21 protein-coding genes are annotated in these 24,032 nt (G+C 69.2%); 10 read left to right on the forward strand and 11 right to left on the reverse strand.

Going from position 1 to position 24,032, the window contains the following annotated elements:
* Window positions 1-274 precede the first annotated feature (274 nt).
* Complete coding sequence (locus ACVBEQ_RS06060) at window positions 275-1,885, forward strand: SulP family inorganic anion transporter (protein WP_447155263.1); 1,611 nt, start codon at window positions 275-277, stop codon at window positions 1,883-1,885.
* 13 nt (window positions 1,886-1,898) lie between these two features.
* On the opposite strand, the gene ACVBEQ_RS06065 is transcribed toward ACVBEQ_RS06060, so the two are convergent.
* Window positions 1,899-2,765, reverse strand: coding sequence for an SDR family oxidoreductase (locus ACVBEQ_RS06065; RefSeq protein WP_447155326.1), 867 nt, complete (start codon window positions 2,763-2,765; stop codon window positions 1,899-1,901).
* Window positions 2,766-2,873: 108 nt separating this feature from the next.
* Here ACVBEQ_RS06065 and ACVBEQ_RS06070 point away from each other — a divergent pair, with 108 nt between their 5' ends.
* Window positions 2,874-3,509, forward strand: coding sequence for a Pr6Pr family membrane protein (locus ACVBEQ_RS06070; RefSeq protein ID WP_447155264.1), 636 nt, complete (start codon window positions 2,874-2,876; stop codon window positions 3,507-3,509).
* 9 nt (window positions 3,510-3,518) lie between these two features.
* Here the strand turns inward: ACVBEQ_RS06070 and ACVBEQ_RS06075 are convergent, their stop codons facing one another.
* Window positions 3,519-4,664 carry a glycerol dehydrogenase gene (locus ACVBEQ_RS06075; protein ID WP_447155265.1) on the reverse strand — a complete coding sequence of 382 codons (1,146 nt, stop codon included), beginning with the start codon at window positions 4,662-4,664 and terminating at the stop codon, window positions 3,519-3,521.
* A 171-nt stretch (window positions 4,665-4,835) separates the two neighbouring features.
* Between ACVBEQ_RS06075 and mmuM the strand changes: the two genes are divergently transcribed.
* Window positions 4,836-5,831 carry a homocysteine S-methyltransferase gene (mmuM, locus tag ACVBEQ_RS06080; RefSeq protein ID WP_447155266.1) on the forward strand — a complete coding sequence of 332 codons (996 nt, stop codon included), beginning with the start codon at window positions 4,836-4,838 and terminating at the stop codon, window positions 5,829-5,831.
* On the opposite strand, the gene ACVBEQ_RS06085 is transcribed toward mmuM, so the two are convergent.
* The gene (locus ACVBEQ_RS06085) at window positions 5,764-6,504 is read right to left on the reverse strand and encodes a DUF998 domain-containing protein (RefSeq protein ID WP_447155267.1); all 741 of its coding nucleotides are present in this window, start codon (window positions 6,502-6,504) and stop codon (window positions 5,764-5,766) included. The genes mmuM and ACVBEQ_RS06085 overlap by 68 nt on opposite strands.
* 302 nt (window positions 6,505-6,806) lie before the next feature.
* Here ACVBEQ_RS06085 and ACVBEQ_RS06090 point away from each other — a divergent pair, with 302 nt between their 5' ends.
* Window positions 6,807-8,057 carry a L,D-transpeptidase gene (locus ACVBEQ_RS06090; protein WP_447155268.1) on the forward strand — a complete coding sequence of 417 codons (1,251 nt, stop codon included), beginning with the start codon at window positions 6,807-6,809 and terminating at the stop codon, window positions 8,055-8,057.
* Window positions 8,058-8,085: 28 nt separating this feature from the next.
* On the opposite strand, the gene ACVBEQ_RS06095 is transcribed toward ACVBEQ_RS06090, so the two are convergent.
* The 4 genes from ACVBEQ_RS06095 to ACVBEQ_RS06110 all read right to left on the reverse strand — a co-directional run bounded on the left by ACVBEQ_RS06095 (window position 8,086) and on the right by ACVBEQ_RS06110 (window position 13,637).
* Window positions 8,086-9,903, reverse strand: a complete 1,818-nt coding sequence (locus ACVBEQ_RS06095; RefSeq protein WP_447155269.1) for an AMP-dependent synthetase/ligase — start codon at window positions 9,901-9,903, stop codon at window positions 8,086-8,088.
* 172 nt (window positions 9,904-10,075) lie between these two features.
* The gene (locus tag ACVBEQ_RS06100; RefSeq protein ID WP_447155270.1) at window positions 10,076-11,062 is read right to left on the reverse strand and encodes a transglutaminase family protein; all 987 of its coding nucleotides are present in this window, start codon (window positions 11,060-11,062) and stop codon (window positions 10,076-10,078) included.
* Window positions 11,059-12,033, reverse strand: coding sequence for an alpha-E domain-containing protein (locus tag ACVBEQ_RS06105; RefSeq protein ID WP_447155271.1), 975 nt, complete (start codon window positions 12,031-12,033; stop codon window positions 11,059-11,061). The genes ACVBEQ_RS06100 and ACVBEQ_RS06105 overlap by 4 nt, the downstream gene beginning before the upstream one ends.
* Window positions 12,027-13,637: a circularly permuted type 2 ATP-grasp protein gene (locus ACVBEQ_RS06110; protein WP_447155272.1), complete on the reverse strand. Its 1,611-nt coding sequence runs from the start codon at window positions 13,635-13,637 to the stop codon at window positions 12,027-12,029. The genes ACVBEQ_RS06105 and ACVBEQ_RS06110 overlap by 7 nt, the downstream gene beginning before the upstream one ends.
* A 343-nt stretch (window positions 13,638-13,980) precedes the next feature.
* On the opposite strand from ACVBEQ_RS06110, the gene ACVBEQ_RS06115 reads away from it, so the two are divergent.
* From ACVBEQ_RS06115 to ACVBEQ_RS06130, 4 genes are all read left to right on the forward strand, one after another.
* Window positions 13,981-14,943, forward strand: a complete 963-nt coding sequence (locus ACVBEQ_RS06115; RefSeq protein WP_447155273.1) for a cation diffusion facilitator family transporter — start codon at window positions 13,981-13,983, stop codon at window positions 14,941-14,943.
* Window positions 14,944-15,072: 129 nt separating this feature from the next.
* Window positions 15,073-15,945: a hypothetical protein gene (locus ACVBEQ_RS06120; protein ID WP_447155274.1), complete on the forward strand. Its 873-nt coding sequence runs from the start codon at window positions 15,073-15,075 to the stop codon at window positions 15,943-15,945.
* Window positions 15,946-16,045: 100 nt separating this feature from the next.
* Window positions 16,046-16,384, forward strand: coding sequence for a thiamine-binding protein (locus ACVBEQ_RS06125; protein ID WP_447155275.1), 339 nt, complete (start codon window positions 16,046-16,048; stop codon window positions 16,382-16,384).
* On the forward strand, window positions 16,381-17,259 hold the full coding sequence (locus ACVBEQ_RS06130) for a DUF72 domain-containing protein (RefSeq protein ID WP_447155276.1): 879 nt from the start codon (window positions 16,381-16,383) through the stop codon (window positions 17,257-17,259). The genes ACVBEQ_RS06125 and ACVBEQ_RS06130 overlap by 4 nt, the downstream gene beginning before the upstream one ends.
* 161 nt (window positions 17,260-17,420) lie before the next feature.
* Here the strand turns inward: ACVBEQ_RS06130 and ACVBEQ_RS06135 are convergent, their stop codons facing one another.
* Both ACVBEQ_RS06135 and ACVBEQ_RS06140 read right to left on the reverse strand, forming a co-directional pair.
* Window positions 17,421-18,044, reverse strand: coding sequence for a superoxide dismutase (locus ACVBEQ_RS06135; protein WP_447155277.1), 624 nt, complete (start codon window positions 18,042-18,044; stop codon window positions 17,421-17,423).
* A 140-nt stretch (window positions 18,045-18,184) separates the two neighbouring features.
* Window positions 18,185-19,978 carry a dolichyl-phosphate-mannose--protein mannosyltransferase gene (locus tag ACVBEQ_RS06140; protein WP_447155278.1) on the reverse strand — a complete coding sequence of 598 codons (1,794 nt, stop codon included), beginning with the start codon at window positions 19,976-19,978 and terminating at the stop codon, window positions 18,185-18,187.
* A 23-nt stretch (window positions 19,979-20,001) separates the two neighbouring features.
* On the opposite strand from ACVBEQ_RS06140, the gene rsmI reads away from it, so the two are divergent.
* The gene (gene rsmI / locus ACVBEQ_RS06145) at window positions 20,002-20,847 is read left to right on the forward strand and encodes a 16S rRNA (cytidine(1402)-2'-O)-methyltransferase (protein WP_447155279.1); all 846 of its coding nucleotides are present in this window, start codon (window positions 20,002-20,004) and stop codon (window positions 20,845-20,847) included.
* 63 nt (window positions 20,848-20,910) lie between these two features.
* Complete coding sequence (locus ACVBEQ_RS06150; protein ID WP_447155280.1) at window positions 20,911-22,503, forward strand: carboxylesterase/lipase family protein; 1,593 nt, start codon at window positions 20,911-20,913, stop codon at window positions 22,501-22,503.
* Between the two features lie 13 nt (window positions 22,504-22,516).
* On the opposite strand, the gene ACVBEQ_RS06155 is transcribed toward ACVBEQ_RS06150, so the two are convergent.
* Both ACVBEQ_RS06155 and ACVBEQ_RS06160 read right to left on the reverse strand, forming a co-directional pair.
* On the reverse strand, window positions 22,517-23,077 hold the full coding sequence (locus ACVBEQ_RS06155) for a TetR/AcrR family transcriptional regulator (protein ID WP_447155281.1): 561 nt from the start codon (window positions 23,075-23,077) through the stop codon (window positions 22,517-22,519).
* Entirely contained in the window at window positions 23,070-23,897 is an 828-nt protein-coding gene (locus ACVBEQ_RS06160) for an alpha/beta fold hydrolase (protein WP_447155282.1), read from the reverse strand. Before ACVBEQ_RS06160 ends, ACVBEQ_RS06155 begins: the two co-directional genes overlap by 8 nt.
* Window positions 23,898-24,032 lie beyond the last annotated feature (135 nt).

Consider the following 24,032-nt stretch of genomic DNA (forward strand, 5'->3'; position numbering starts at 1 on the left):
CCACCGGACCTTAGTCGCGGCGACGATCGACCGGCGCTTGCGGTTCTCACCTGCCAAGGGTGAGTCGCGATTTGTCCGTTTCTCCTATCGTTCGCCACCGTGGTCACTTCTCCCGCTCCAGCCCCGGCCTCGTCCAGCGCGCCAAGAGCAGGCTCGTGATGGCCGGCCTGCTCAGCCGACTGATCCCGGACTCGTTCCGCGGTTACCAACCGGCCTGGCTGCGGACCGACATCGTCGCCGGGGTGACGCTTGCCGCCGTCGCGATCCCGGAACCATGGGGTACACCTCGATCGCCCAGGTGCCGGTCGTCACCGGTCTGTACACGGTGATTTTTCCGGCGCTCGCGTTCGCGCTGCTCGGATCGTCGCGACTGCTGGTGGTCGGCGCCGATTCCGCCACGGCCGCCATCCTGGCCGCCGGGCTGGCGGGGCTGGGCATCGCCGGCCTCACCCCCTACTCGCCTGAGTGGTTGGCGTTCACGTCGCTGACCGCGTTGGTCTGTGGGGTGCTGCTGCTGCTCGCGCGACTGTTGCGGCTCGGGTTCATCGGCGATTTCCTGTCGTCCTCGGTGCTCATCGGGTTCCTCACCGGTGTGGGCATCCAGGTGTTCAGCGGCCAGCTCCCCGACATGCTCGGCATCTCCAAGGGCACCGGCACCTGGTTCCAGCAGCAGTGGTGGACCATCACCCACATCCCGGACGCGAACCTGCCGACGGTGGCCTTCGCGGTGGGCGCCCTGGTGATCATCCTGGGGTTCAAGAAGTTCGTGCCGAAGGTGCCCGGCGCGATCGTCGCGGTGATCGGATCGATCGTCGTGGCGTCCGTCCTGGATGTCGGCAACGACGGGGTCGCGCTGGTCGGCACCGTGCAGGGCGGCTTCCCGCCGATCGGGCTGCCGTCGGGTGTGAGCCTGTCCGACATCCCGCCGGTGATCGCCGTCGCGTTCTCCTGTTTTGTGCTGATCATCGCGCAGAGCGCGGCGACCTCCCGGAGCTTCGCGATGCGGCACGGGCAGAAGGTGGACGTCAACCGGGACATCGTCGGATTGAGCGGCGCCAACTTTGCGGCGGGTCTGAACGGCACTTTCGTGGTGAACGGCAGCCCGACCAAGACGCAGATCCTGGATGAGCAGAAGGGCCGCACGCAGCTGGCCAACATGACGATGGCCGTCGTCGTGCTGATCGTCGTGCTGTTCCTGACCGGTCTGTTGACGGACATGCCGAAGGCGGTGCTCGGCGCCATCGTGTTCCTGATCGGCATCGACCTGGTCGACATCGCCGGCCTGCGCAGGGTCTGGAGGGCACGTCGGAGCGAGTTCGTCATCGCGGCGCTGACCGGTGTCGTGGTCTTCGCCGTCGGCGTCGAACAGGGCATCATCCTGGCGATCGTGGCGTCGATCCTGGAGATGATCCGCCGGCAGTACCGGCCGGAACGGTTCGTGGTCGGCGTGGACAAGGCAGGGACGGCAACGTTCACCGCGGCCACCCCCGGGATCCAGAGCGCGCCCGGACTGATCGTCTTCCGGTACGACGCTGACCTGTTCTACGCCAACGCCAATCGGTTCTCCGACGAGGTCCAGGGCCTGATCACCGGCGCACCCGACCCGGTCCGCTGGCTGGTACTGGACTGCACCTCCATCCCGGACGTCGACTACTCCGCGGGGCTCGCCATCGACGGCCTGATCGACTTCGTGCACCAGCGGGGCGCGGTCTTTGCGCTGGCCGGGCTCGACCCCGACCTGCATGCGACCCTGAAACAGGAAGGCGTGCTGGGGATGCTGAACGCCGACCACGTCTTTGCCTCGGTCGACGATGCGATCGCCGCGTTCAGGGCAGCTCCGGCCGAACACACGGCGGACCCGAACAGCGGGGCCGTCACCAGCTGAGTCCGGCTGTCGGTCAGCCGCCGAGCAATGCGCGCAGGCTGATCGGCGGGTGCCCCGTCACGCCCTCCACGTCGTCGGTGACCTCCGCCAGTTCGCCGGCCGCGATCGCCGTGTACGTGCTCACCCAGGCGTCGACCTGCCAGGCCGGAGCGCCGTAACCGGCCCTCGAGGCGTAGGCCTCGTCGATCGTCTCGTCCTGATAGCGGACCTGCCGGCCGGTCGCCCTGCTGATGATCACCGCCACCTCGTCCAGCGTGAGCGACTGCGGACCGGTCAACGAGTAGCCGATCCCGTCATGAACCGTCGGCTCCTCCCGGGCGGCGGCAGCGGCGGCCAGCACCGTCACCGCCACATCGATGACGTCGGCGCGCGCGACCGCGGCAAGCCGGCCCTGACCCGCCGGGCCCCGCAGCACCCCTTCGGGTCCAGCCATGTCCGGCAGGAAGTCGAGGTAGAGGTTGTCGCGCAGGAACGTGAATGCCAGCCCGGAGTCGCGGATGTGCTGCTCGGTGTGCCAGTGGTCCCTGGCCAGCAGGAAGGTGGAATCCACCGCCGCCCCGTAGCACGAGGTGTAGACGATCCGCCGGACACCCGCCGCCACCGCCGCGTCGACGAACGTGCGGTGGTCCGCCAGCCGGTTCGGGTCCTCGGAGCCGGACACCATGAACACGGTGTCCAGTCCGGCCAACGCCTCTTCAGCGGCGGCCCGATCGGCGTAAGAGGCCTTGACGACGGTGGCGACCGGGACGCGCGGTGCTCTCGCCGGCTCCCGGACCACCAGCCGCTGCGGCACCCCGAGCGCTGCCAGGCCCTGCGCGACGCCGCGGCCGACCACGCCCGTTGCGCCGGTCACCGCGATAGCGGGCGTTGTATCGGTGATCACATTTCGGAGTCTGACATCCCGCCCGGCGCGCCGTCACGGCGGGGACGGGCGGGCAGCCGGCGGCTCCTACCATCGCCTGATGCTGACTGCGGACCGAGGCACCGGATGACCGGCCGTGCGGTGGGCAGCGGCCTACGCCTGCTGATGGCGGCTGCTGTCCTGGCGGCCATCCTGACCCAACTCGCCAACACCGTCAGCCTCGGCTACAGCGTCGCCAACTTCTTCAGTTTCTTCACCATCCAGTCCAACATCATCGGAGCCATCGCGGTCAGCACGGCGGCCCTGGCCGGTGGCGCGGCCAGGGACAGCGTGTGGCTCAGCCAGCTCCGCGGCGCGGCGACGCTCTACATGGGCATCACCGGGATGATCTTCAGCCTGCTGCTCAGCGGCGCCGATGTGCAGACACCGATTCCATGGGTGAACTCGGTGCTGCACTACGTCTTTCCGCTGTTCATCGTCATCGACTGGCTGGTGGACAGGTCGGTGCGGCCGCTGTCCTTCCGGCAGGGACTGGTGTTCCTCGCCTACCCGGTGGCCTACCTCGCCTACTCGATGATTCGCGGGCCGATCGTGGACTGGTATCCCTACCCGTTCCTCGACCCGCGGACCAATGGCTACCTCTTCGTCGCGGTGATGAGTGTGTTCGTCGCGATCGTCGGGCTCGCCCTCGCCTGGGTGCTCTGTTGGGCGTCCCGCTGGGATTTCGGCCGCCGGCCGGAGGTCATCGCCACCGCCGGTTGATGCGGTCGGTCAGTGGTGCGCGACGTACGCGACCGGCGCGGGCAGGTGGGCCTCCTCGCGGACCCGGACCGCAAACCGTTCGATGGAGGCGAGTGCGCTGACCACGTCGGCGCTGGTGACCTCGAACGGCATCGAGTGGATCGTCTCGCCCGGCACCGTCGCGGCCTCCGCGATGACGGTCAGCGACTTGATGTCATCGGCCTGCAACCCGACCTCGGTGAGCGTGTTCGGCAGCCCGACCCTGGTGGTGAACTCGATGAAGTCCCGGATGTCCGAGGTGGGTGCGCCCTCGAGCACGAGTTGGGTGACCGAGCCGATGTTCACCTTCTGGCCATGGGCCAGACCGTGGGTCTGTGGCACGGCGGTCAGCCCGTTGTGGATGGCGTGCGCCGCCGCGAGCCCGCCCGATTCGAACCCCAGGCCGGACAGCAGCGTGTTGGCCTCGATCACCTTCTCCACGGCCGGTGTCACCTGATGGTCCAGCACCGCGTCGATCGCCGGAAGAGCGTTCTCCCACAACACATCCCAGCTCAACTGGGCGAGCGCGGTACCGGTCAGCGTCGGCAGGCCGCCGGCCATGGTCTTCGAGTTCGACCGGGACGTCGCCCGTGCTTCCAGCCAGGTGGCCAGGGCGTCGCCGACGCCGGCGATCAGCAGCGAGACGGGGGCGTTGGCGACGATCTGCGAGTCGACGAGCACGAGGTCGGGATTGCGCGGGAAGAAGCGGTACTCCTCGAACTCGCCGGTCTCGGTGTAGATGACCGACAGCGCGCTGCAGGGCGCGTCGGTCGATGCGACGGTCGGGCAGTTGGCCCACCGGATCCCGGCGAGGAAGCCGGCCGCCTTCACCGCGTCGATGGTGCTGCCGCCGCCGACCGCGACCGCGATGTCCGCCTTGCTCTCCTTGATGACGCCGACCAGGCGGTCGACCTCCTTGGCACTGGGGATGCCGTTGAATTTCTCCCGGCGGACCGGCAACCCGGCGGCGGTCAGGGACGCCTCGACGTCATGGCCGACGAAGCCCCACACCAGGTCGTCCGCGACGATCAGCGGGGTCGACCCGAGATCGGCCAGGAACGTTCCCAGCTGCGAAATGGCGCCCTTGCCCTGCACATAACGTCCGGGGCTGATGACGGTTCTGACGGTGGCGACCACGGGGTCCTCCTCGGTGCGATACGGCTTTTCTCCACGCTATGCCCGAAGCGCCGTGAACGTTTCGCGAGATTTCCGCGAGGAATCCCATACCCGTGACGGTGGGGCCGTGCCGCCCTCCCTGATCCCGACCTGGTCGTGTCAACCAGTGCGGCGCCGGGTAGCGTCGCGCCGATGAGCACCGTTTTCGGGCGAACCACGCACCCGACGGCAAGCCTGGCGGATCGGATCGACATCGGACCGGTGGTGCTGGACGGCGGTCTCGCCACCCTCCTGGAAGCGCACGGTCACGACCTCAGCTCGGCGCTGTGGTCGGCCAGGCTGCTGACGGACAATCCCGGGGCGATCACCGCCGCCCACCGGGAGTACTTCCGCTCGGGCGCCGAGGTCGCGATCACCTCCTCCTATCAGGCCTCGTTCCAGGGATTCGCCGAGCTGGGGCTGGACAGAGCCACCGCCGAAGAACTGCTCCGGCGGTCGGTGCGACTGGCCCGGGAGGCCGCGGACACGGCGGAGCCAGGTGGTCCAGACAGGCCGGGGGCCGGAGTGACGCAGCGGTGGGTCGCGGCATCGGTGGGTCCCTACGGTGCCGCCCTGGCCGACGGCTCGGAGTACCGCGGCGACTACGGGCTGACCGTCGAGGAGTTGCGGGACTGGCACCGTCCGCGGTTGCAGATCCTGGCCGATGCGGGCGCCGACGTGCTGGCCCTGGAGACCATCCCCTGCATGGCGGAAGCCGAGGCGCTGCTGACCGAGGTGAGCGCGCTGGGTGTGCCGGCGTGGTTGTCGATGACCTGCGCCGACGGCCGGACCAGGGCCGGTGAGCCCGCCGAGGACGCCTTCGCGATGGCTGCGGGTATCGACGAGATCATCGCCGTCGGGGTGAACTGCGTGAGCTCGGTGGAGGCGGCGGACCTGGTCGCGACCGCGGTCGAGGCCTCGCGGAAGCCGGGCGTCGTCTACCCGAACAGCGGGGAGACCTGGGACGCACAGCGGCGCTCGTGGGCGGGCCGGGCGACATTTGGCCCCGAGCATGCCGCCGTCTGGGTGGCATCGGGTGCGCGGCTCGTCGGTGGGTGCTGCCGGGTCGGCCCGACCGCGATCAGGCAGCTCGCGGAATCCGCCCCCGGCTGGCCGATCGGGGATTCCGGGTCGGTATCGACTCGCTGATCGCCCAGCAACCCAGCGCGATGATCGCCAGCACCTCGCTGATCACCAAACCGCGCTCGACCAGGCCGAGCGGGATCGCCTGCCACCAGGGGGTTCCGGTCACCGGGGACAGCAGCAGCGCGCCGACGATCGGTGTGAACCAGAGCAGCGAGATCACCGCCAGCCAGAACGCCGAGCGGGCCGGTAGCGACTGATCCGTTCGGCCACCGCTCGCCGGGTGGCGTCGCCGGGTCAGCATCATCACCGCGAGCGGCAGGCACAGGAAGGCGACGACGCTCGCAGCCCGGTGGATGTGCCCGTCGATGCTCGGCCCGACCGCCCAGTTGTGCTTCGGGAACAGCACGACGATCAGCAGGGCCGCGACCCAGGCGCCGACGAGCAGCGACCCGGTCGACCGGTGCCGGGCCGCGCCGGTCAGCACGAGGGCCGCGATCACCGCGAGCGACCCGATCGCCAGCACCACCGCGCCGAGGTTGAACACCCAGCCCGCATCGGTCAGCGCGTATTCGCTGATGGTCCGGCGGACCGGCGAGATGCCGGCCGTCTCGGGAACCAGATGCAGGCCGCCGACGAGGGCCACCGCAGCGACGGCGCCGCCGATGCCGGCCGCGGCGAGCCACCGGGCGGCGCGAACGCGCGGCTCCGGCAGCGTCGGGCGGGTGGTGGTGGTCATCTCGATCCCCATGGCGGTCGGTGCGGACGGGTGGCCTCGGCTTCCACGGTACGGACCGATCACTGTCGGATACCGCGGCCCAGCGGCGGTAGCTGACCGCGGGGCGGACATCACAGACAGGTGAGGCCCAGGTCACAGAAGAGTGACGGTGACGTGGGCGCGGAGAAATGTCCGCGATCCTGCGCCGACCGGTGTGCACACTGGTCCAAAAGCAGGGGGTGGAGATGACGCGACCCATGGGTGGTGGCAGTCCGATGCAGGGAACGGGGAGACGCGGTCAACGCGCGCACGGTCGAACCCGGTTGCTGACCGCAACAGCAGCGGTGCTGACGGTGCTGGTGGCCGGCTGCACGGCCTCCACCGGCGGCTCCACCCTGCCCTCACTGGCCGCGGAGGAGCAGACCGTCGCTGCCGCGCCGGCATCGCCGACGGCCGCCGTCACCGCCGCACCGGTCCCGACCACCCCGTCGACGACATCCTCCAGCACCCCGCCCCCGCCACCGCCGCCCCCACCGGCCACGGTGTCGGTCACGCCCAAGGACGGGGCGGAGGGCATCGACCCGCTGGCCCCGATCACGGTCTCGGTGGCCGGCGGCACCCTCGACTCCGTCCGGATGACGAACCCCGACGGCAAGGAGATCCCCGGCAAGCTGGCCGCCGACAAGCGCAGCTGGAAGGCGGCGACGGAGCTCGGCTACGGCAAGACCTACACGGTCGCGACAGCGACCCGAAACGTCGCGGGAGTGGTTGACACAACAGATAGCAGCTTCACCACCGTGGTCCCGAACAACCGGGTGGCGGCCAGGGTCTATCCGACCAACGGCTCGACAGTCGGTGTGGCGCAACCGATAGCGATTTACTTCGACGAGCCGGTCACCGACCGGGAGGCCGCGCTGAAGGCCATCACCGTCACCACCAAGCCCAAGCAGGCGGGCGGGTTCCGCTGGATCACCGACCAGGAGGTTCGCTGGCGCCCGCAGGCCTTCTGGAAGTCGGGGACCAAGGTCGCGGTCACCGTCGACATCTACGGCAGGGATCTCGGGGGAGGCGTGTACGGGCAGGAAGACCTGACCTCCGGATTCAAGGTGGGCCGGACGATGGTCGCCGAGGTCGACAACAACACGAAGACGATGACCGTCAAACAGAACGGCAAGGTCGTCAGGACGATCCCGGTGTCGCTGGGCCGTGACAAGTACCCCACCTACAACGGTGTGCACGTGGTCGCCGAGAAGTACGAGAAGAAAATCATGGACAGCTCGACCTGGGGGCTGACCGGCACCGGCGCGTACCGGACCGAGGTCGAATGGGCGACCCGGATCTCGTCGTCCGGAGAGTTCGTGCACGCCGCGCCGTGGTCGGTGGATTCGCAGGGCGTCGAGAACGTTTCGCACGGCTGCGTCAACGTGTCCACCGACGCGGCGAAGTGGTTCTACGACACCTTCATCCCCGGCGATCCGGTGATCATCAAGAACACCGTCGGGCCGGCCCTCGAGGTGTGGGACGGGTTCGGGGACTTCCAGCTGCCGTTCGACCAGTACGTCGCCAGCGCCTGACCCAGGCGCTCGGCCCGGTGCGGGGCGCTCAGTCCTTGTAGAGCGTGTCCAGCTCGGCCATGTACTTGCGCTCGACGACCTTTCGCCTGACCTTCATCGACGGGGTCAGCTCGCCGTCCTCGACGGTCAGGTCGTTCGGCAGGATGACGAACTTCTTGATCGTCTCCCAGCGTTCGAGGTGCCCGTTGAGCGCGTCGACGTGCTGCTGGATGAGCTCCTGAACGGCCGGTTCCTTGGCCAGTTGCTCCGGGGTGCGGCCCTCGAGCCCGTGCTTGTTCGCCCACTCGGTGATCATTTCCGGGTCGAGGGTGATCAGCGCGGAGACGAACTTGCGATTCTCGCCGTGCACGACGATGTGGCCCGCCCAGGCGCATTCCGCGCTGAAGATGACCTCGACCTTCTGCGGCGCGACGTACTTGCCGCCGGAGGTCTTGATCAGGTCCTTCTTGCGGTCGGTGACCTTCAGATAGCCGTCGACCAGCTCGCCGATGTCGCCGGTGTGCAGCCAGCCGTCCGGGGTCAGCACCTCGGCGGTGGCGTCCGGGTGGTTGTGATAGCCGCGCATGACGCCACCGCCGCGCAGCAGGATCTCGCCGTCGTCGGCGATCCGGAACTCGGAACCGGGCAGGGCCGGCCCGACGGTGCCGATTCTGATGTCCTCCGGCAGGTTCACCGCGGCGGCGGCACTGGACTCGGTGAGCCCGTAGCCCTCGAGGATCGGCATCCCGACGGCGTCGAACCATTCCGCCACCTCGGTCGACAGTGCCGCCGACCCGGAGACGAAGAACCGGATGCGGCCGCCGAGGCGCTCGCGCACCGTGCTGAAGACCAGCTTGTCGGCGATGGCGAGCTGCGCCGCGAGGATCTTCGACGGCTGCTTGCGCTGCTGGCGGACTCGGGAGCCCTGCAGGCCGACGCCGATCGCCCAGTCGAAGATCTTGGCCTTCAACCCGCCGTGGCCCTGCGCGGTGAGAGTGACCTTGGCGCGCACCTTCTCGAAGATGCGCGGGGCGCCGCCCATGAACGTCGGCTTCACGACCGCCAGGTTCTCGACGATCTTGGTGAGGTCGCCGTCGACGGCGGTGGCGAAGCCGAATTCCAGCTGGACAGCGGTGAGCACCTTGCCGAGCACATGCGACAACGGCAACCACAGGTACTGGACGTCATCGGGTCCGAGGATGTTGAGCGCGGCGACTGCCTTGCCCTCGTAGGTCCAGTTGTCGTGCACCAGCCGGACGCCCTTGGGTCGCCCCGTTGTGCCAGAGGTGTAGATCAGGGTGGCGAGGTCCTCGGGGTGGCAACCCTCGATGCGCTGGTCGACAACGTCGGGTTCGTCGCCGAGCCGCCGGCGGCCGCGTTCGGCGAGCTCGTCCAGGGTCAGGACCGTGACCTCCCCGGCGTTCGGGAGGTCGGTCGCCGACCCGTCGAACAACACGATGGTCTTCAGGCACGGCGGGTGCGTCTCCAGTGCCTTGGCCGCCTGGTCCCTGTTCTCGGCGAACATCAGCACCGATTCGGAATCGCCGATGATGTACGCGACGTCGGGGGCATTGGTGGTGGGGTAGACGGTGGTCGTCGCGGCGCCCGAGCACAGCACGGCCAGGTCGGAGAGGATCCATTCGATCCTCGTCGTGGAGGCGATGGCCACCCGTTCCTGCGGCTGCACGCCGAGATCGACAAGCCCGGCCGCCAGCTCGAAGACGCGCTCCTTGGTCTGCGCCCAGGACAGCGATGTCCAGTCGTCACCCTCCCGGTACCGGAAGGCCTCGCCGTTGGGCGTCTTGCCGACCCGGTCCACAAACAGGTGCCCGAACGACTGCGCTCGCTCGGTCAACGTCGCCGTCATGACTCGTCCTCCTTGACAGGCCGGCCCGCGAGAAACCCCGGAGCGAGGCGTGCTTCGGCGGACCCGGCTGCACTGACTTTACGTGAGGAACGTCACCACTGTCCGGTGCCCTGACGGCCGCGCTCCGACACGGAATGCGGAGCCGATCCGATCGGCCGGGTGACGGCCGCGTTCAGCGTAGGCGGGTCACCCGGACGGTCACGTCATTGCCGGTGGCATCCGGCCCGGCGTACACGCCCTTGACCGGTGGCACGTCGCGGTAGTCCCGGCCGCGCCCGACCACCACATGGGCCTGCCCGGGTGCCGTCAGGTTCGTCGGGTCGAACCGGTTCCAGGAGCCGTCGAACCACTCGATCCAGGCGTGCGACTCACCGGTGACGGCCTTGCCGACCTCGATCGTCCCGCCGGGATGCAGGTACCCGGAGACGTACCGGGTGGGCACACCCATCGAGCGGAGCATGCCGATCGCCAGGTGGGAAAGGTCCTGGCACACTCCGCGCCGGGCGAGGTATGCCTCGACCGCGGAGGTGCTGACACCGGTTGCTCCGGTCTCGTAGGTCAGCGTCGCGTGCACCCACTCACAGACGGCGGCCGCCGCTTCGGACGGGCTGGCCGAATCGCGCTTGATGTCGTCGGCGATGCCCGTGAGTTCGTCGTCCAGCGCGGTCAGCGGGGTCGGCGTCAGGTACTCCTCGAACCGGTCCTCGCAGTGCGAGTCGGCCAGGTCCTGCCAGCTCATCGGCGCGGTCGCCGCCACCGGCGGAGGCGATCCGGGCGGCACGGCGCCCGGCCAACTCTCCATCGGCGGGAAGGTCTCCACGGTCGTGGTCGCCGTGACCGCCAGGTGGCGGTGCGGCCGGTGGACGTCGAACGCCGCCACCCTGGTGCCGAAGTAGTCGACGTAGGACAGCACGCCCTCGAACGGGTCGATCTCCAGCCTGGCCGACAGCACGGCCTGGCCGGGCTCGTCCGACGGCTGCATCCGCACCTCGTTGTAGGACGTGGTGACGGTGTCCGGGTAGGTCAGCACGGTCCGGTGCACGATCAGCAGCCGCCAGATCTCCGGGCTCGGCCGATCGAGCCCGTTCTGCCCCTGCGATTGGCCCTGCGATTGGCCCTGCGATTGGCTCTGTAGGTCGTTCGCCGCGTCCGTCGTCATGCCGCGCCCCCTTCCGCGCCGATGTTCGCCCAGCTCACCGCGTCCTCCCTGCGGAAGAACGAGCTCGTCACGGCGGTGTGTGCGCTGGCGACCGTCCGCTGCAGGGTGGCCAGCAGGTGGGCACGGTCGGCCGCGAGTTCGGTGCCGGTGCGGTAGTCCAGGCTGGTCCGGGTGCGTCCGACGATCCGCCGCGCCGATGACGGGTCACGCCGCGGGTCGAGGTACCGGGTCGCGCCCACCGCCTCCAGTTCCGCGAGGCAGGTTTCCGCCCGGGTCAGCGAGCGCAGCACGGACCGCGGGAAATGCCGGTCCAGCAGCACGAACTCGGTGGCGGTGCGCTGGCCGATGGCGCCGCCGTAGGAGCGAACGTACGGTTCCCAGCCGCCGCAGGCGCTGACCAGCGCACGCCACGGCGGCACCGATCCGGTTTCGGACTCGGCGGCCGCGAGCAGCCGGATGGTCATGTCGGCGCGTTCCAGCGAGCGCCCGACGACCAGGAAGTGCCAGCCCTCGTCGTGGCTCATCACCTCGGCGACCAGGCCGTTGGCGATCGCGCACCGCTCACCGACCCAGCGCAGGAACATGTGCGGGCCGGCGCCGTTGGCGTCCCTGGTCCGCAGCCCGTGCCAGGTGACGTTCAGGCATTCCCAGACATCGAGCGGAATCGCGTCCCGGACACCACGGGCGTTCTCCCGCGCGGCGGTCAGCGCGCCGGCCACCGAGGAGGCGCGCTCGCCGTCGAACACCAGGGCGCGCACCAGTTGTCCGGAATCCGCCTGGCTGCCCTTGCCCACGGTGTCGTCGTCGGACAGGCCCATCGAGTCGAGCAACGAGCGGATCACCTGGTGATCGGCCTGCCAGGAGCCGGCCGGCAGCAGGTGCAGGTAGGTGTCCAGGATCCGCGCGGTGCAGTCTGCCCGTTCGACGTGCCGGCCGAGCCAGTACAGCGATTCGGCAATGCGACTCAGCATGTCCGGTCCTCCGAGATGGCCTGTTGCTGCTGACCCTGCTGGGCGCGGTAGGTGCCGGTTGCCTCGCTCGGGTGCGGCGGGTGGTCGAACATCAGGTCTGCGACGTCGAGTCGGTGCATCACCTGGGTGGCGTCCGCCGGCGGTTCGGGCTCGGCCTCCCCGCCCGACTCCGGGGTGCCGCCGAGCACCCAGGTGTCCTTGGAACCGCCACCCTGGGACGAGTTGACGACCAGTTCGCCCTCCGGCAGCGCGACCCGGGTGAGGCCGCCCGGCAGCACCCACACCGAGTTGCCGTTGTTCACCGCGAACGGCCGGAGGTCGACGTGCCGGGGTCGCATCTTGTCGCCGATCAGGGTGGGCACCGTCGACAGCGCGATCTCCCGCTGGCAGATCCAGCCGCGCGGGTTCTCCAGAATTGCCGCCCGCGCCCGGTTGAGGGTGACGGCGTCGGCGCGCGATCCGATGACGATGCCCTTCCCACCGGACCCGTCCACCGGCTTGAGCACCAGTTCGCCCAGGTACTGCAGGGCGTACTCGCGCTGGTCCTCGTCCTCCATCCGGTAGGTGTCGACGTTCAGCAGGATCGGTTCCTCGTTCAGGTAGTACCTGATGATGTCGGGGACGTAGGTGTAGACCAGCTTGTCGTCGGCGATGCCGTTGCCAACCGCGTTCGCGATGGTCAGGTTGCCGGCCCTGGCGGCGTTCAGCAGTCCCGGCGATCCGAGCAGGCTGTCCGGCCGGAACTGCATCGGGTCCAGGAACTCGTCGTCGACCCTGCGGTAGATGACGTGCACCGGCATCTCGCTCGAGGTGGTCCGCAGGAACACCTTGTTGTTGCGGCAGATCAGGTCCCGGCCCTCGACGAGTTCGACGCCCATCTCCCTGGCCAGCAGGGTGTGCTCGAAGTAGGCGGAGTTGTAGACGCCGGGTGTCAGCACGACCACGTTGGGATCGGTGACGTTCCAGGGCGCGACGGCCCGCAGCGCCGCCAGCAATCTGCCGGGGTACTCCGAGACGGGACGAACCCGCTGGTCGGCGCCGGCCTCGGACAGCACCTGGGTGACGGCGTGCCGGTTCTCGAGCACGTAGGACACACCCGACGGGATGCGGACGTTGTCCTCGAGCACCCGGAACCGTCCGTGCTCGTCCCGGATCAGGTCGACACCGGAGATGACGATGCGGGCGCCGTCCTGGGCGTCCATCCCCATCACCTGGCGGTGGAAGTGCGGCGAGGTGGTGACCAGGCGCCGGGGGACGACGCCGTCGGCGAAGATCCGGCCGGCGCCGTAGACGTCGGCGAGGAATGCCTCGAGCGCCCGGACCCGCTGCGGCACGCCTTTCTCGACCGCGGTCCACTCGGCGGCGGTGACGATCCGGGGGATCAGGTCGAGCGGGAAGGGGCGTTCGACGCCGCCGAGCGCGAACGTGATGCCCTGGTCGAGGAAGGTCCGGCCCATGATGTCGGCCCTGGCCTTGAGGTCGCTGGCATCCAGAGTCTGCAGCGTGGCGAAGACCGACTCGTAGGCCGGTCTGATCTCGCCGGGTGCCGAGAACATCTCGTCCCACGCCCGTCCGAACGGGTACTCCTCGAACAGATCCGCCATGTGACGCACCGTAGGGCCGTCATGTTGCGAGGGCATGAACACGATTGTGTCCGACCGCACACGAGGTGTCGTCAGGGGGTGCGCCCCACCACGCCGTGCCGCCCTGGTGAGCGGCAGGGCGGTCGAATCGGACGTTCCGGCCGTGGTGCCGAGTCGCGCTCAGTGCACGGCCCGGCGAAAGTGTGATTCGCTTCGCTGAATCAGTTCCGAAGCCGACCGCTCGTGATCCTGTCCGTGCCGGTCCGCGTTTCAGCGGCGGGCGCCCGGCAACTTCTAGGGCGGCCGGCGGGAAGGACCCGGGCGGTGAACGCCGGGCCCGGACGTCGAATGAGGAGAGCTCAGCATGAGTACATCCGGTGGCACGAAGGCGATTCTCGCGGCCCTGCTGGCGAATCTGGGGATCGCCGTCACGAAGTTTGTCGCCTTCCTGCTGTCCGGCTCGTCGTCCATGCTCGCCGAGTCCGTGCACTCGCTGGCGGACTCCGGCAACCAGGTGCTGCTGCTGATCGGCGGCAAGCGTGCAAACCGGGCGGCGACGCCCGACCACCCCTTCGGCTTCGGACGCGAGCGGTACGTCTACGCGTTCCTCGTGTCGATCATCCTGTTCAGCGTCGGTGGCGTCTTCTCCATCTACGAGGGTGTGCACAAGATCCAGCACCCGGAGCCGATCGAGCGGGCGTGGATTCCGCTCGCCGTGCTGGTGATCGCCATCGGGCTGGAGTCGTTCTCGCTGCGAACGGCGCTGAAAGAGTCGGCGCCGGATCGGCGGGGTATCTCGATCCTCGAATTCGTCCGCCGGGCGAAGGCACCGGAGCTGCCGGTGGTGGTGCTCGAGGACATCGCCGCGCTGACCGGCCTCATGCTGGCCCTGCTCGGTGTATCCGCCGCGGTCGTCACGGACAACGGCGTGTTCGACGGCATCGGCACCGTCTTCATCGGCGTGCTGCTGATCGTGGTGGCGGCGATCCTCGGCATCGAGACGAAGAGCCTGCTGATCGGCGAGGGCGCGTCGGCGGCCGACGTCGAGGCGATCCGGAAGGCCGCTGAAGCCGGTGACGACGTCGACCGGATCATCCACATGAAGACCCTGTACCTCGGCCCGGAAGAGCTGATGGTCGCGATGAAGGTCGCCGTGCAGACCAGCAAGTCGGCGACCGATGTCGCGAACGCCATCAACGCCGTGGAGGAGCGGGTGCGTGCCGCGGTTCCGATCGCCAGGGTGCTGTACATCGAGCCGGACATCTTCCACCCGGAACAGGCTGATGCGGTCGCCGGCGCCCAGGTCACCGCCCGTGATGCTCACTGACCATCGCCCGCTGAGTCACCTGTTGTCGGGGAGTCTGCGCGCCAAACCTGCCGATTTATGGTGAGGTCGGTCCTACAACGGTGATCTTTCGCCGCCGACTTCGCCCCAGTCCAGCAGGAGGTTGCCCCCGTGGCCGGTTCGAAGAAGAAGTCCTCGAAGTCCAAGGACGACAAGAAGTCCAAGGACGACAAGAAGGCCAAGAAGGCTGCCGACAAGAGGATCGCTGCCAAGAAGACCGCGGCGAAGAAGGCAGCTGACAAGAAGGCAGCCGCACGGAAGGCTGCCGACAAGAAGGCCGCTGACAAGAAGGCCGCGCTCAAGGCGAAGGCGAAGAAGGCTGACGCCAAGAAGGGCGACGCCAAGAAGGGCTACGCCAAGAAGGCCGCGTTGAAGGCGAGCCTCAAGAAGGCGTCGGAAAAGGCGGCACCGGACAAGGTCAAGAGCAATTCCGGGAGTGGCAAGGCCGACGCCAAGAAGCCCGATGCCAAGAAGGCGGCGAAGACCGCCAAGGGCGTCGCCCCCGGCGATCCGAAGTCGAACGGTGCAGTGCCGGCCGATGCCGTCCCGGCCGCCGTTCCGGTCGACACCGCCCCCGCTGCCGCTCCGGAAACCGCGGCTCCCGCGGCGCTGCCCGTGCACAACCCAGCGCCCGCCGAGGCAACCAGGCGGACGCCGAAGCCGCGCCCTGCGCCACGCCGGGCCACCACCACCCGCTCGGACTCGTCGAAACCCGCCACGGCCCGCGCAGCCTCTCTTCCCACTGCGACCTCGAGCAGCACCCCCGCCCGCACCACCATCGCCCGCACCACCACCGAACGCGCCGCCACCGCACGCGCCGCCTCCCCGAAAGCCGCCACCCCGAAAGCCGCGCCGGCCGCTGCGCCCTCGGCGACGCCCACTCGCGCGGAGCTCTACCGAGCAGCCCAGGAACTGGACATCGCGGGCCGATCCACCATGTCCCGCGACGAATTGGCGGCCGCCGTCAAACGCGCCCGCGGGTAGTCGTTCCCCCGCAGCTGGTCAATCAGGGAGTCCGCCGACCGGAAGCGGCCATGCCGCACCGGCTGTCGGCCGCTGATCCCTCCGCCGATACGGTGGGCGGATGCTGATCGCGTTCTCGATCGCCCCGTCCGGTGTCGGCGAGCTGGCCGGCGCGGACCCGTCGGGGTCCGTCTCCGAAGCGGTCGCCCAGGCGGTGAAGGTGGTGCGGGAATCGGGACTGCCGAACCGGACCGACTCGATGTTCACCACCGTCGAGGGTGACTGGGACGAGTGCATGGCCGTCGTCAAGAAGGCCTGCGACGTCGTCGGCCGGTACGGCAGCCGGGTGTCGCTGGTGTTGAAGGCGGATATCCGGCCCGGCCATGTCGGCGAACTCGACGGCAAGGTCGCCCGGGTCGAGGCGGCAGTGGAACAGCGGCCGGACACCGCCCGGTCGTGACGGCCGAGATCCGGATCGGGGTCTCCGGCTGGACCTACCCGCACTGGCGGGGGCGCTTCTACCCGCGTGGACTTGCGCAGCGGCGTGAGCTCGAGTTCGCCTCTAGCGCGTTCAACGCGCTCGAGATCAACGGCTCCTTCTACTCGCTGCAACGGCCCAGCAGCTATCGCCGTTGGCGCGACGCGACACCCGACGGATTCACCTTCGCGGTGAAGGGCAGCCGGTACATCACGCATCTCAAGAAGCTGGGCGGCGGCGATCAGGCGCTGGCCAATTTTCTCGCCTCCGGGGTCCTCGCACTGGGCGACAAGCTCGGGCCGATCCTGTGGCAGTTGCCGCCGATGCTGGGGTACCGGGAGGACCGGATGCGCGAGTTCTTCAACTCCCTGCCCTTCACCGCTGAGCAGGCCGCCACGATCGCCGCCCGGTGCGACGACCGGATCAAGACGCGCTTCGGCGAGGACCCGGTGACCACTGCGGAACGCCCGGACGCGCCGATCCGGCACGTGGTCGAGGTCCGGCACGACTCCTTCGGCACCGGCGACTTCGCCCGCCTCTGCCGGGAGTACGGCATCGGGCTCGTGGTCGCGGACACCGCGGGAAAATTCACCTGGGTCGACGAGGTGACCGCCGACATCGTCTACGTCCGGCTGCACGGCGACCAGGAGTTGTACGTCAGTGGCTACACCGATCAGGGCATCGAATGGTGGGCGGGCCGGGTGACGGAGTGGGCGCGGACCCCGGGGGTCCGGCAGGTGCAGGTGTTCTTCGACAACGACTACCAGGCCCGTGCTCCCTACGATGCACGCCGGCTCGCCGAGCGGCTGGGGGTAGCGGTGGCGTTGGCCGAGCCGCTGCCGTACGGGTCGGGCTGACCGCGGGCTTCTGTCGCGGCGATGCTCGGGAAATCGACGGGTTGCTCGTGCTGCAGCGTGAGTGAGGCGTGGTTTCGCGGAGTGAGGCTTGCTGTAGTTCAAGACGACGCAGGCCCCGGCGTCAGGATCGACGCCGGGGCCCACAGCACGGCTGACAGCAATTACAGGATGATCAGCCCGCCGGTGTTCGCGCGGGCGGCATTGAAACGAGCGGTGGCGTCCGCCCAGTTGACAACACTCCACCAGGCCTTGACGTAATCGGCTTTGACGTTCTTGTACTGCAGGTAGAAGGCGTGCTCCCACATGTCCAGCAGCACGATCGGGATCTGCGCGGCAGGGATGTTCCCCTGCTGATCGAACAATTGCAGGATGTTCAGCCGCTGACCGAGCGTGTCCCAGGCGAGGATCGACCAGCCGGAACCCTGGATGGCGTTGGCGTTGGCGGTGAACTGACGTTGGAATCCGTCGAACGATCCGAAGAACTCGTCGATCGCCGCGCCCAGCTCTCCGTCCGGCTTGTCGCCGCCGTCGGGGGACAGGTTCGGCCAGAACACCGAGTGGTTGATGTGGCCGCCGAGATGGAACGCGAGGCTCTTCTCCAGACCGTTGATGGACCCGAAGGAATCCTTCTCGCGAGCCTCGGCGAGCTGGTCGAGGGTGGTGTTCGCGCCGGTCACGTAGGCGGCGTGGTGCTTGCTGTGATGCAGTTCCATGATCTGGCCCGAGATGTGTGGCTCGAGCGCCGCGTAGTCGTATGGCAAATCCGGCAAGGTGTACTGGCCCATGTGATCTCCTTCGACTTTCTGCTGTCCTGAGGTGGAACCGGCGCGACAGCACGGGGTGGTGGCCGCACTCGGCATCGACCCTATACCTGCCGGTCAGAGGCCCGCAGGGTCGCCTCCGAGACCGGAAACCAGGGTCGAAATCACCCCCAGGAGGGCAGCCAGGTCTCCATCACCAGGCGCTCCTGGGTGATCGGGTCACCGTTCAGGATCGGCCAGAGCCAGATGAAATTGGCGACAACAAGGCCGACGTAGATGGCCACGACGGCGACCGACGTCAGCCGTCGCTCCACACCGACCCGGCTGCCGCCGCTGGTGTCGGGTGAGCTGGTATCGGGTGAGCTGGTGTCGGGTAATCCGGTGTCGGGTGAGCTGCTATCGGGTGAGCCGCTGTCGGGTGTGGCCATGCCCCGGCCCAGCACGTCACCCAACACCAGGGCGATCCCGATGACGAGGAACGGCGCGAGCGGTGTCGCGTAGAAGAAGTACATCTGCCGGTCGAGATTGGTGAACCAGGGCAGGTAGCCGGCGCCGTAGGCGACCAGGACCGCCGCGTAGCGCCAGTCCAACTGGCCGATGGCCTTCCACAGTGCCCAGGCCAGCACGAACAGCGCGATCCACCAGAGCGCGGGCGTGCCGATCAGGAAGATCCGCCGGACGCAGTTGACCGGTCCGTCGCCGCACGCGGTCCCGTCGGCGGGGGAGTAGTACAGCACCGGCCGGGTGCCGATCGGCCACGTCCAGGGCTTGGATTCCCACGGATGCCGCTTGGTCGGATCCGTCGGCGTCAGCAGGTGGGAGTGAAAGTCCAGCATCTTCCACGTCCACTGCCACAGTTCGTTCTTCCAGACCGAGGCCAGCTCGTACAGGGCGCCGCTCTTCCAGTCCGAACGGTTGCTGGTGACGGCCACCAGGGTGTGTCGCGGCCACACCGTCTCGGAGGCGAACCACGCCCACCAGGACGCGATGTAGGTGATCAGCGGCACGACGCCCAGCGACCACAGGCTGGGCAGCAGATCCCGCCGGAGCACCGCCCGGACAGGGCGCCGGATGCCCGCCTCCCGTCGCGCCGTGATGTCCCAGATGACGGTCAGCACCCCGAACGCGACGATCCAGTACGCCCCCGACCACTTCACCGCCGTGCACAGACCCAGCAGCACACCGGCGCCGAATCGCCACCAGCGGGCACCGAGGGCGATGCCTGCACGGTGTGTCGCGATCGAGCCGTCGGCCACCGCGGCCGCCAATCGGGCGCGCACCTGGTCGCGGTCGGCGATCAGACAGGCGAACGCCCCGAGGACGAACACCGCCTGGAAGATGTCCAGCAGCGCCGACCTGGACTGGACGTGGCTGACGCCGTCGCAGATCAGCAGCACCCCCGCGATGCCACCGAGCATCGTTGACCTGGTCATCCGGCGGACCACCCGGATGATCAGCAGTACGCTGACGATGCCGGCGACGGCCGACGCCAGCCGCCACCCGGTCGGGGTGTTGCCGATCAGCCATTCGCCGATCGCGATCAGCTGCTTGCCCAGTGGTGGGTGGACCACCACGCCGAAACCCTGGTTGTCCTCGACGCCGCCGTTGCGGAGCATCTCCTGGGCCTGGATCGCGTAGTACTTCTCGTCGAACAGCGGCGTCCCGCCGTCGGTGGCCGACCCGAGGCCGACGGTCCTGACGACCGCCGCGATTGCGGTGATCACGCCGGTGACGGCCCAGCCGCGGGCGCGGTCGGTCGGCATCGGCGGCAGGACCCGACGTGGGGTCCGCACCGGCTTCGTCAGGGCGGGAACGGCACCGATCGGAACGACGGATTCCGCGGGATCCGGCTGTGGCAGGTTGGGGTCGCCAATTTCGGTGGGCTCCTCGAAATCCTCCGGCGCCTCCGGTGCGGAGTCGTCAGCGACCGTGCTGACGGCGGTGGGCGGGGCGGACATGCGCTCGATCGTAGGGTGACGGGGTGACGGCGGACGTGAAGGCGGGGCGGCTGGTGCTCGCCGGCACCCCCTTGGGCCGGCCGTCGGACGCGTCCGATGGGCTGCGCACCGCGCTCGCCACCGCCGATGTGATCGCCGCGGAGGACACCCGGCGGTTGCACCGGCTGGCAGCCGACCTCGGCGTCACGCTCAGCGCGCCGATCGTCTCCTACTACGAATCCGTGGAGCAGTCCCGCATCCCGGCCCTGCTGGACCGCATGCGGGACGGGCAGACCGTGGTGCTGGTGACGGACGCGGGGATGCCGTCGGTGTCCGATCCGGGCTACCGGCTGGTTGCCGCGGCCGCCGAGGCCGGCCTGCTTGTCACCTCGGTGCCCGGCCCCTCCGCCGTCATCACGGCTCTCGCGTTGTCGGGGCTGCCGTCCGACCGGTTCAGCTTCGAGGGTTTCCTGCCGCGCAAACCCGGCGAACGCGGCCGGGCGCTGGCCGAGCTGGCCGGGGAGCGCCGGACGATGGTGTTCTTCGAATCGGTGCACCGGTTGACCGAGGCGCTGACGGCGATGGCGGCGGCGTTCGGTGCCGACCGGCCCGCGGCGCTCTGCCGGGAGCTCACCAAGACCTACGAAGAGGTCCGACGGGGCACGCTTGCCGATCTCGTCCTGATGGCCGAGCAGGGTGTGCGGGGTGAGGTGACGCTCGTGGTGGCCGGTGCCACCGAGGACGTCGAACCGGCGGGAGCCGACGAACTTGCCGCGGCCGTCAGGGAACTCGTGGACGGCGGCGGTACCCGCCGGGATGCGGTGGACGCGGTGGCCGCCCGGTACGGCCTGGCGCGCCGGGTCGTCTATGCGGCCGCGACCAGGCGGTAGCGGCGCACTTTCCCGAGCGAGCGGCGGGCCGTAAATCGCTGGTCGACATGCCTGTGCGCCGGGATGATCCGCGGAGCCGGGCCACCCGCTCGAGCGCCCCCGATCAGCCGGAAGGCAACCGTCGTGAACGTCACCGCCGCCGCATCGTCGGAGTCCGGGCCCGAGGTCCGGACGGCGAGCGGGCAGCTGCGCGGCGGCAGCTCAGCCGGGGTGGCGGTGTTCCACGGCGTCCCGTACGCCGAGCCGCCGGTCGGTGAGCTGCGTTTCGCCGCACCACGCCCGGTGCGTCCGTGGTCTGGTGTGCGGGAAGCGGTCTCGTTCGGCCCGCCGCCGCCGCAGCCGGGCCTGTCCCGGACCGACGGTCTTGCAGGGTCGACAGCGGGCGACGACTGGCTCACCGTCAACGTCTGGTCGCCCGATCCTGCCCCGGGGGCCGGACTTCCGGTGCTGTTCTGGATCCCTGGCGGCGCCTACCTGATCGGCGCGTCCAGCCTCCCGGAGTTTGACGGCGGTCGGCTCGCAGCGGGGGGCGTCGTGCTGGTGACGATCAACTACCGGCTGGGTGTCGAAGGTTTCGCGCAGATCGACGGCGCCCCGGCCAACCGGGGACTGCTGGACCAGGTCGCGGCACTGCAGTGGGTCAGCGACAACATTCGGTCCTTCGGCGGCGACCCTGACCGGGTGACGATCTTCGGCGAGTCGGCCGGTGGTGGATCGGTCGCTGCGCTGCTGGCCATGCCGCGGGCGGCCGGGCTCTTCCGCCGCGCCATCGTGCAGAGCATGCCCGGGGTGTTCTTCTCTGCCGAGCTTGCCGCCGACGTCGCCGCAGCGTGTGCCGCCGAACTGGGAGTGCGGCCAACAGTGGCCGAGCTGTCCGCCGTCGACCCCTGGCGCATGCCGGCCGCGGGAGAGGCGGTGTCCGCGAAGATCGACCGGTGGAAGGACCGGTGGGGCCCGATTACCCACCGGCCGATTCCGTTCGCACCCGTCGTCGACGGAGACGTCCTACCGACCACCCCCTGGGAGGCGGTGGCCGGAGGGGCTGGGCGCGATGTCGAGCTGCTCGTCGGTCACACCCGCGACGAGCATCGGTTGTTCAGCCTGATCGACGGGGTGCTGGGACAGGTGACGGAGGAACAGGCCGAGTCCGCCCTGCGCTCCTTCGCCCCCGGCGCTGACGGTGCCCGCCGCTATCGGGAGGCCTTCCCGGCCGCCGGTCCGGAGGAACTGTACGAACTTGTCAACGGCGACTGGCTGTTTCGCATGCCGACGCTGCACCTCGCCGAGGCGCATGCCGACGCGGGCCGGACCCACGTCTACGAGCTGACCTGGTCCGCACCCGGTATGGACGGCGCCCTCGGTGCGTGCCATGGCCTCGACGTGCCGCTGGTGTTCGGCAACCTCACCAGCGGTGGACCCGGGTTGCTGATCGGCGAGCCCGCTTCCGCGGAAGCGGAGGCGCTGTCCGAATGGGTCCGCGCCGCGTGGACTGCGTTCGCCGCCGACGGCGACCCCGGTTGGCCCGCTTTCGATACCCGGCAACGGTTGGTCCAACTGCTCGACACCCCACCGGCCGTCACGGCCTACCCGGAGGAGGCCTCCCGATTGTTGTGGCGGGAGCACACCTTTCGCGCCCTACCGCTCGGCGGCAGGTAGATTGTCCACCATCTCAGTCGCGGGATAGCGACGCAGCGAATCCGTCAACCAGCCGGCGGTAGCTCTCGTCCAGATCCTGCGGCAACGCGAATCCGCCGGCCGCCTCGAGCGATACGAAGCCGTGCATCAGGGCACGCAGGCCGCGGATGGCGTGGATCGCGTCATCGCCCTCCAGCCCGTACCCACTCAGGACCGCGGCAATGGTGGCGACCACCGCCGCGGCCACCTGCTGGTACTCGACGTCGCCGGACGCCGGCGCGATGACGCACGCCTGGTAACGACCGGGGTGCTTCTTGGCGAACGTGCGATAGGCCTCCGCCATGGCCTGCAGCGCTTCCGCGCCGGACTTACCGACGGCCGCCGCCGTGAGTTCCTGGTGCATTTCGCGGGCGGACAGCACCGAGACGTCCCTGCGCAGCTCGCTCAGGCCCGCAACGTGCTTGTACAGGCTGGGCTGACGGACACCGAACCTCGTGGCCACCGCGGCGCAGGTGAGCTGGTCCCAGCCGTTCTCGTCGGCGAACTCGGCGGCGTCGGCAGCGATGACCGCCCGCGACAGACCCGCCCTAGGCATCCGTGCGTCCGGCCGCGACCGTCCGGGCGAACTCCAGTACAGCGGGCGTGGTCACCTCGGGGAACTCGGACTGCGGGTAGTGGCCGGCGTCGGGGACCATGACGACGCGCCCGCCGAGCCGATCGGCGATCCACTGCGCCTCCGCCTGCTGATCGGGGAAGTCGGTGTCCTTGCTGCCCATCACCACGAGCACGTTCGTCGACACCTTGTCCAGCGCCGCCTCTGCCGGAGCGTGGGAGACCTGTGTGGTCGTCCGGAACGCCCGGCCGTATCCCGGGCGGGCAAGCGCCGCTCCGATCGCTGCCCGATGCTCGGTGTAGTCCGCATCCTTCCGGGTCGGGACCAGGGTCGGGTACCAGGAAAGCCAGGCCAGTCTGGCCCACGGGCCGCCCATCAGCGCCCGGAACATGAATCGCTGCCAGGCCGGCGCGAGCGGGTTGCGGACGAACGGTCCCATCAGCACGACACCGCTGACCAGAGCGGGGGTTTCGGCTGCGGCGATCACGGCGGCGGCCGCACCCATCGAGTTGCCGATCACCAGGGCGGGGCCACCCAGGTGCTCGATGAGCGCGCTGACGTCGGACGCGGCGCCCGGATCGTCGTAGGCGGTGAACGACGTGTCGCTGTCTCCGTGGCCCCGCAGGTCCATGGTGGCGACCCGGAAGCCGGCGTCGACCAGTGCCGGCGCCAGGTGCCGGTAGGAGCTGCGCAGGTCGCCCATGCCGGGAACCGCGACGACCAGGGGCCCGCTGCCGGTGACGTCGTAGGCGATTCGGCCCTCGCCGCGGTCGAGGTACTGGGTGGTGGTGTCGGTCGTCATGAGTGGGGCTCCGTTCACTTGGCTTGTGTGCATAGCCCAAAAGCTAATGCCATTAGCTTTGACTGTCAAGCCCCGTGCTGAGACTGTTCTGGACCAGGTCGCGGCACACGGTGTCGCGGGTGGCGAACCGGAACC

Source organism: Nakamurella sp. GG22 (genome assembly GCF_052976845.2).

Bases quoted from the DNA above. Each gene is read 5' to 3' on its own strand.
- ACVBEQ_RS06110 (WP_447155272.1), bottom strand. From the start codon at position 13,637: ATGGCGGATCTGTTCGAGGAGTACCCGTTCGGACGGGCGTGGGACGAG.
- ACVBEQ_RS06115 (WP_447155273.1), top strand. From the start codon at position 13,981: ATGAGTACATCCGGTGGCACGAAGGCGATTCTCGCGGCCCTGCTGGCG.
- ACVBEQ_RS06105 (WP_447155271.1), bottom strand. From the start codon at position 12,033: ATGCTGAGTCGCATTGCCGAATCGCTGTACTGGCTCGGCCGGCACGTC.
- ACVBEQ_RS06140 (WP_447155278.1), bottom strand. From the start codon at position 19,978: ATGTCCGCCCCGCCCACCGCCGTCAGCACGGTCGCTGACGACTCCGCA.
- ACVBEQ_RS06135 (WP_447155277.1), bottom strand. From the start codon at position 18,044: ATGGGCCAGTACACCTTGCCGGATTTGCCATACGACTACGCGGCGCTC.
- ACVBEQ_RS06095 (WP_447155269.1), bottom strand. From the start codon at position 9,903: ATGACGGCGACGTTGACCGAGCGAGCGCAGTCGTTCGGGCACCTGTTT.
- ACVBEQ_RS06070 (WP_447155264.1), top strand. From the start codon at position 2,874: ATGACCGGCCGTGCGGTGGGCAGCGGCCTACGCCTGCTGATGGCGGCT.
- mmuM (WP_447155266.1), top strand. From the start codon at position 4,836: ATGAGCACCGTTTTCGGGCGAACCACGCACCCGACGGCAAGCCTGGCG.
- ACVBEQ_RS06150 (WP_447155280.1), top strand. From the start codon at position 20,911: ATGATCCGCGGAGCCGGGCCACCCGCTCGAGCGCCCCCGATCAGCCGG.
- ACVBEQ_RS06155 (WP_447155281.1), bottom strand. From the start codon at position 23,077: ATGCCTAGGGCGGGTCTGTCGCGGGCGGTCATCGCTGCCGACGCCGCC.
- ACVBEQ_RS06160 (WP_447155282.1), bottom strand. From the start codon at position 23,897: ATGACGACCGACACCACCACCCAGTACCTCGACCGCGGCGAGGGCCGA.
- ACVBEQ_RS06060 (WP_447155263.1), top strand. From the start codon at position 275: ATGGGGTACACCTCGATCGCCCAGGTGCCGGTCGTCACCGGTCTGTAC.
- ACVBEQ_RS06085 (WP_447155267.1), bottom strand. From the start codon at position 6,504: ATGACCACCACCACCCGCCCGACGCTGCCGGAGCCGCGCGTTCGCGCC.
- ACVBEQ_RS06100 (WP_447155270.1), bottom strand. From the start codon at position 11,062: ATGACGACGGACGCGGCGAACGACCTACAGAGCCAATCGCAGGGCCAA.
- ACVBEQ_RS06125 (WP_447155275.1), top strand. From the start codon at position 16,046: ATGCTGATCGCGTTCTCGATCGCCCCGTCCGGTGTCGGCGAGCTGGCC.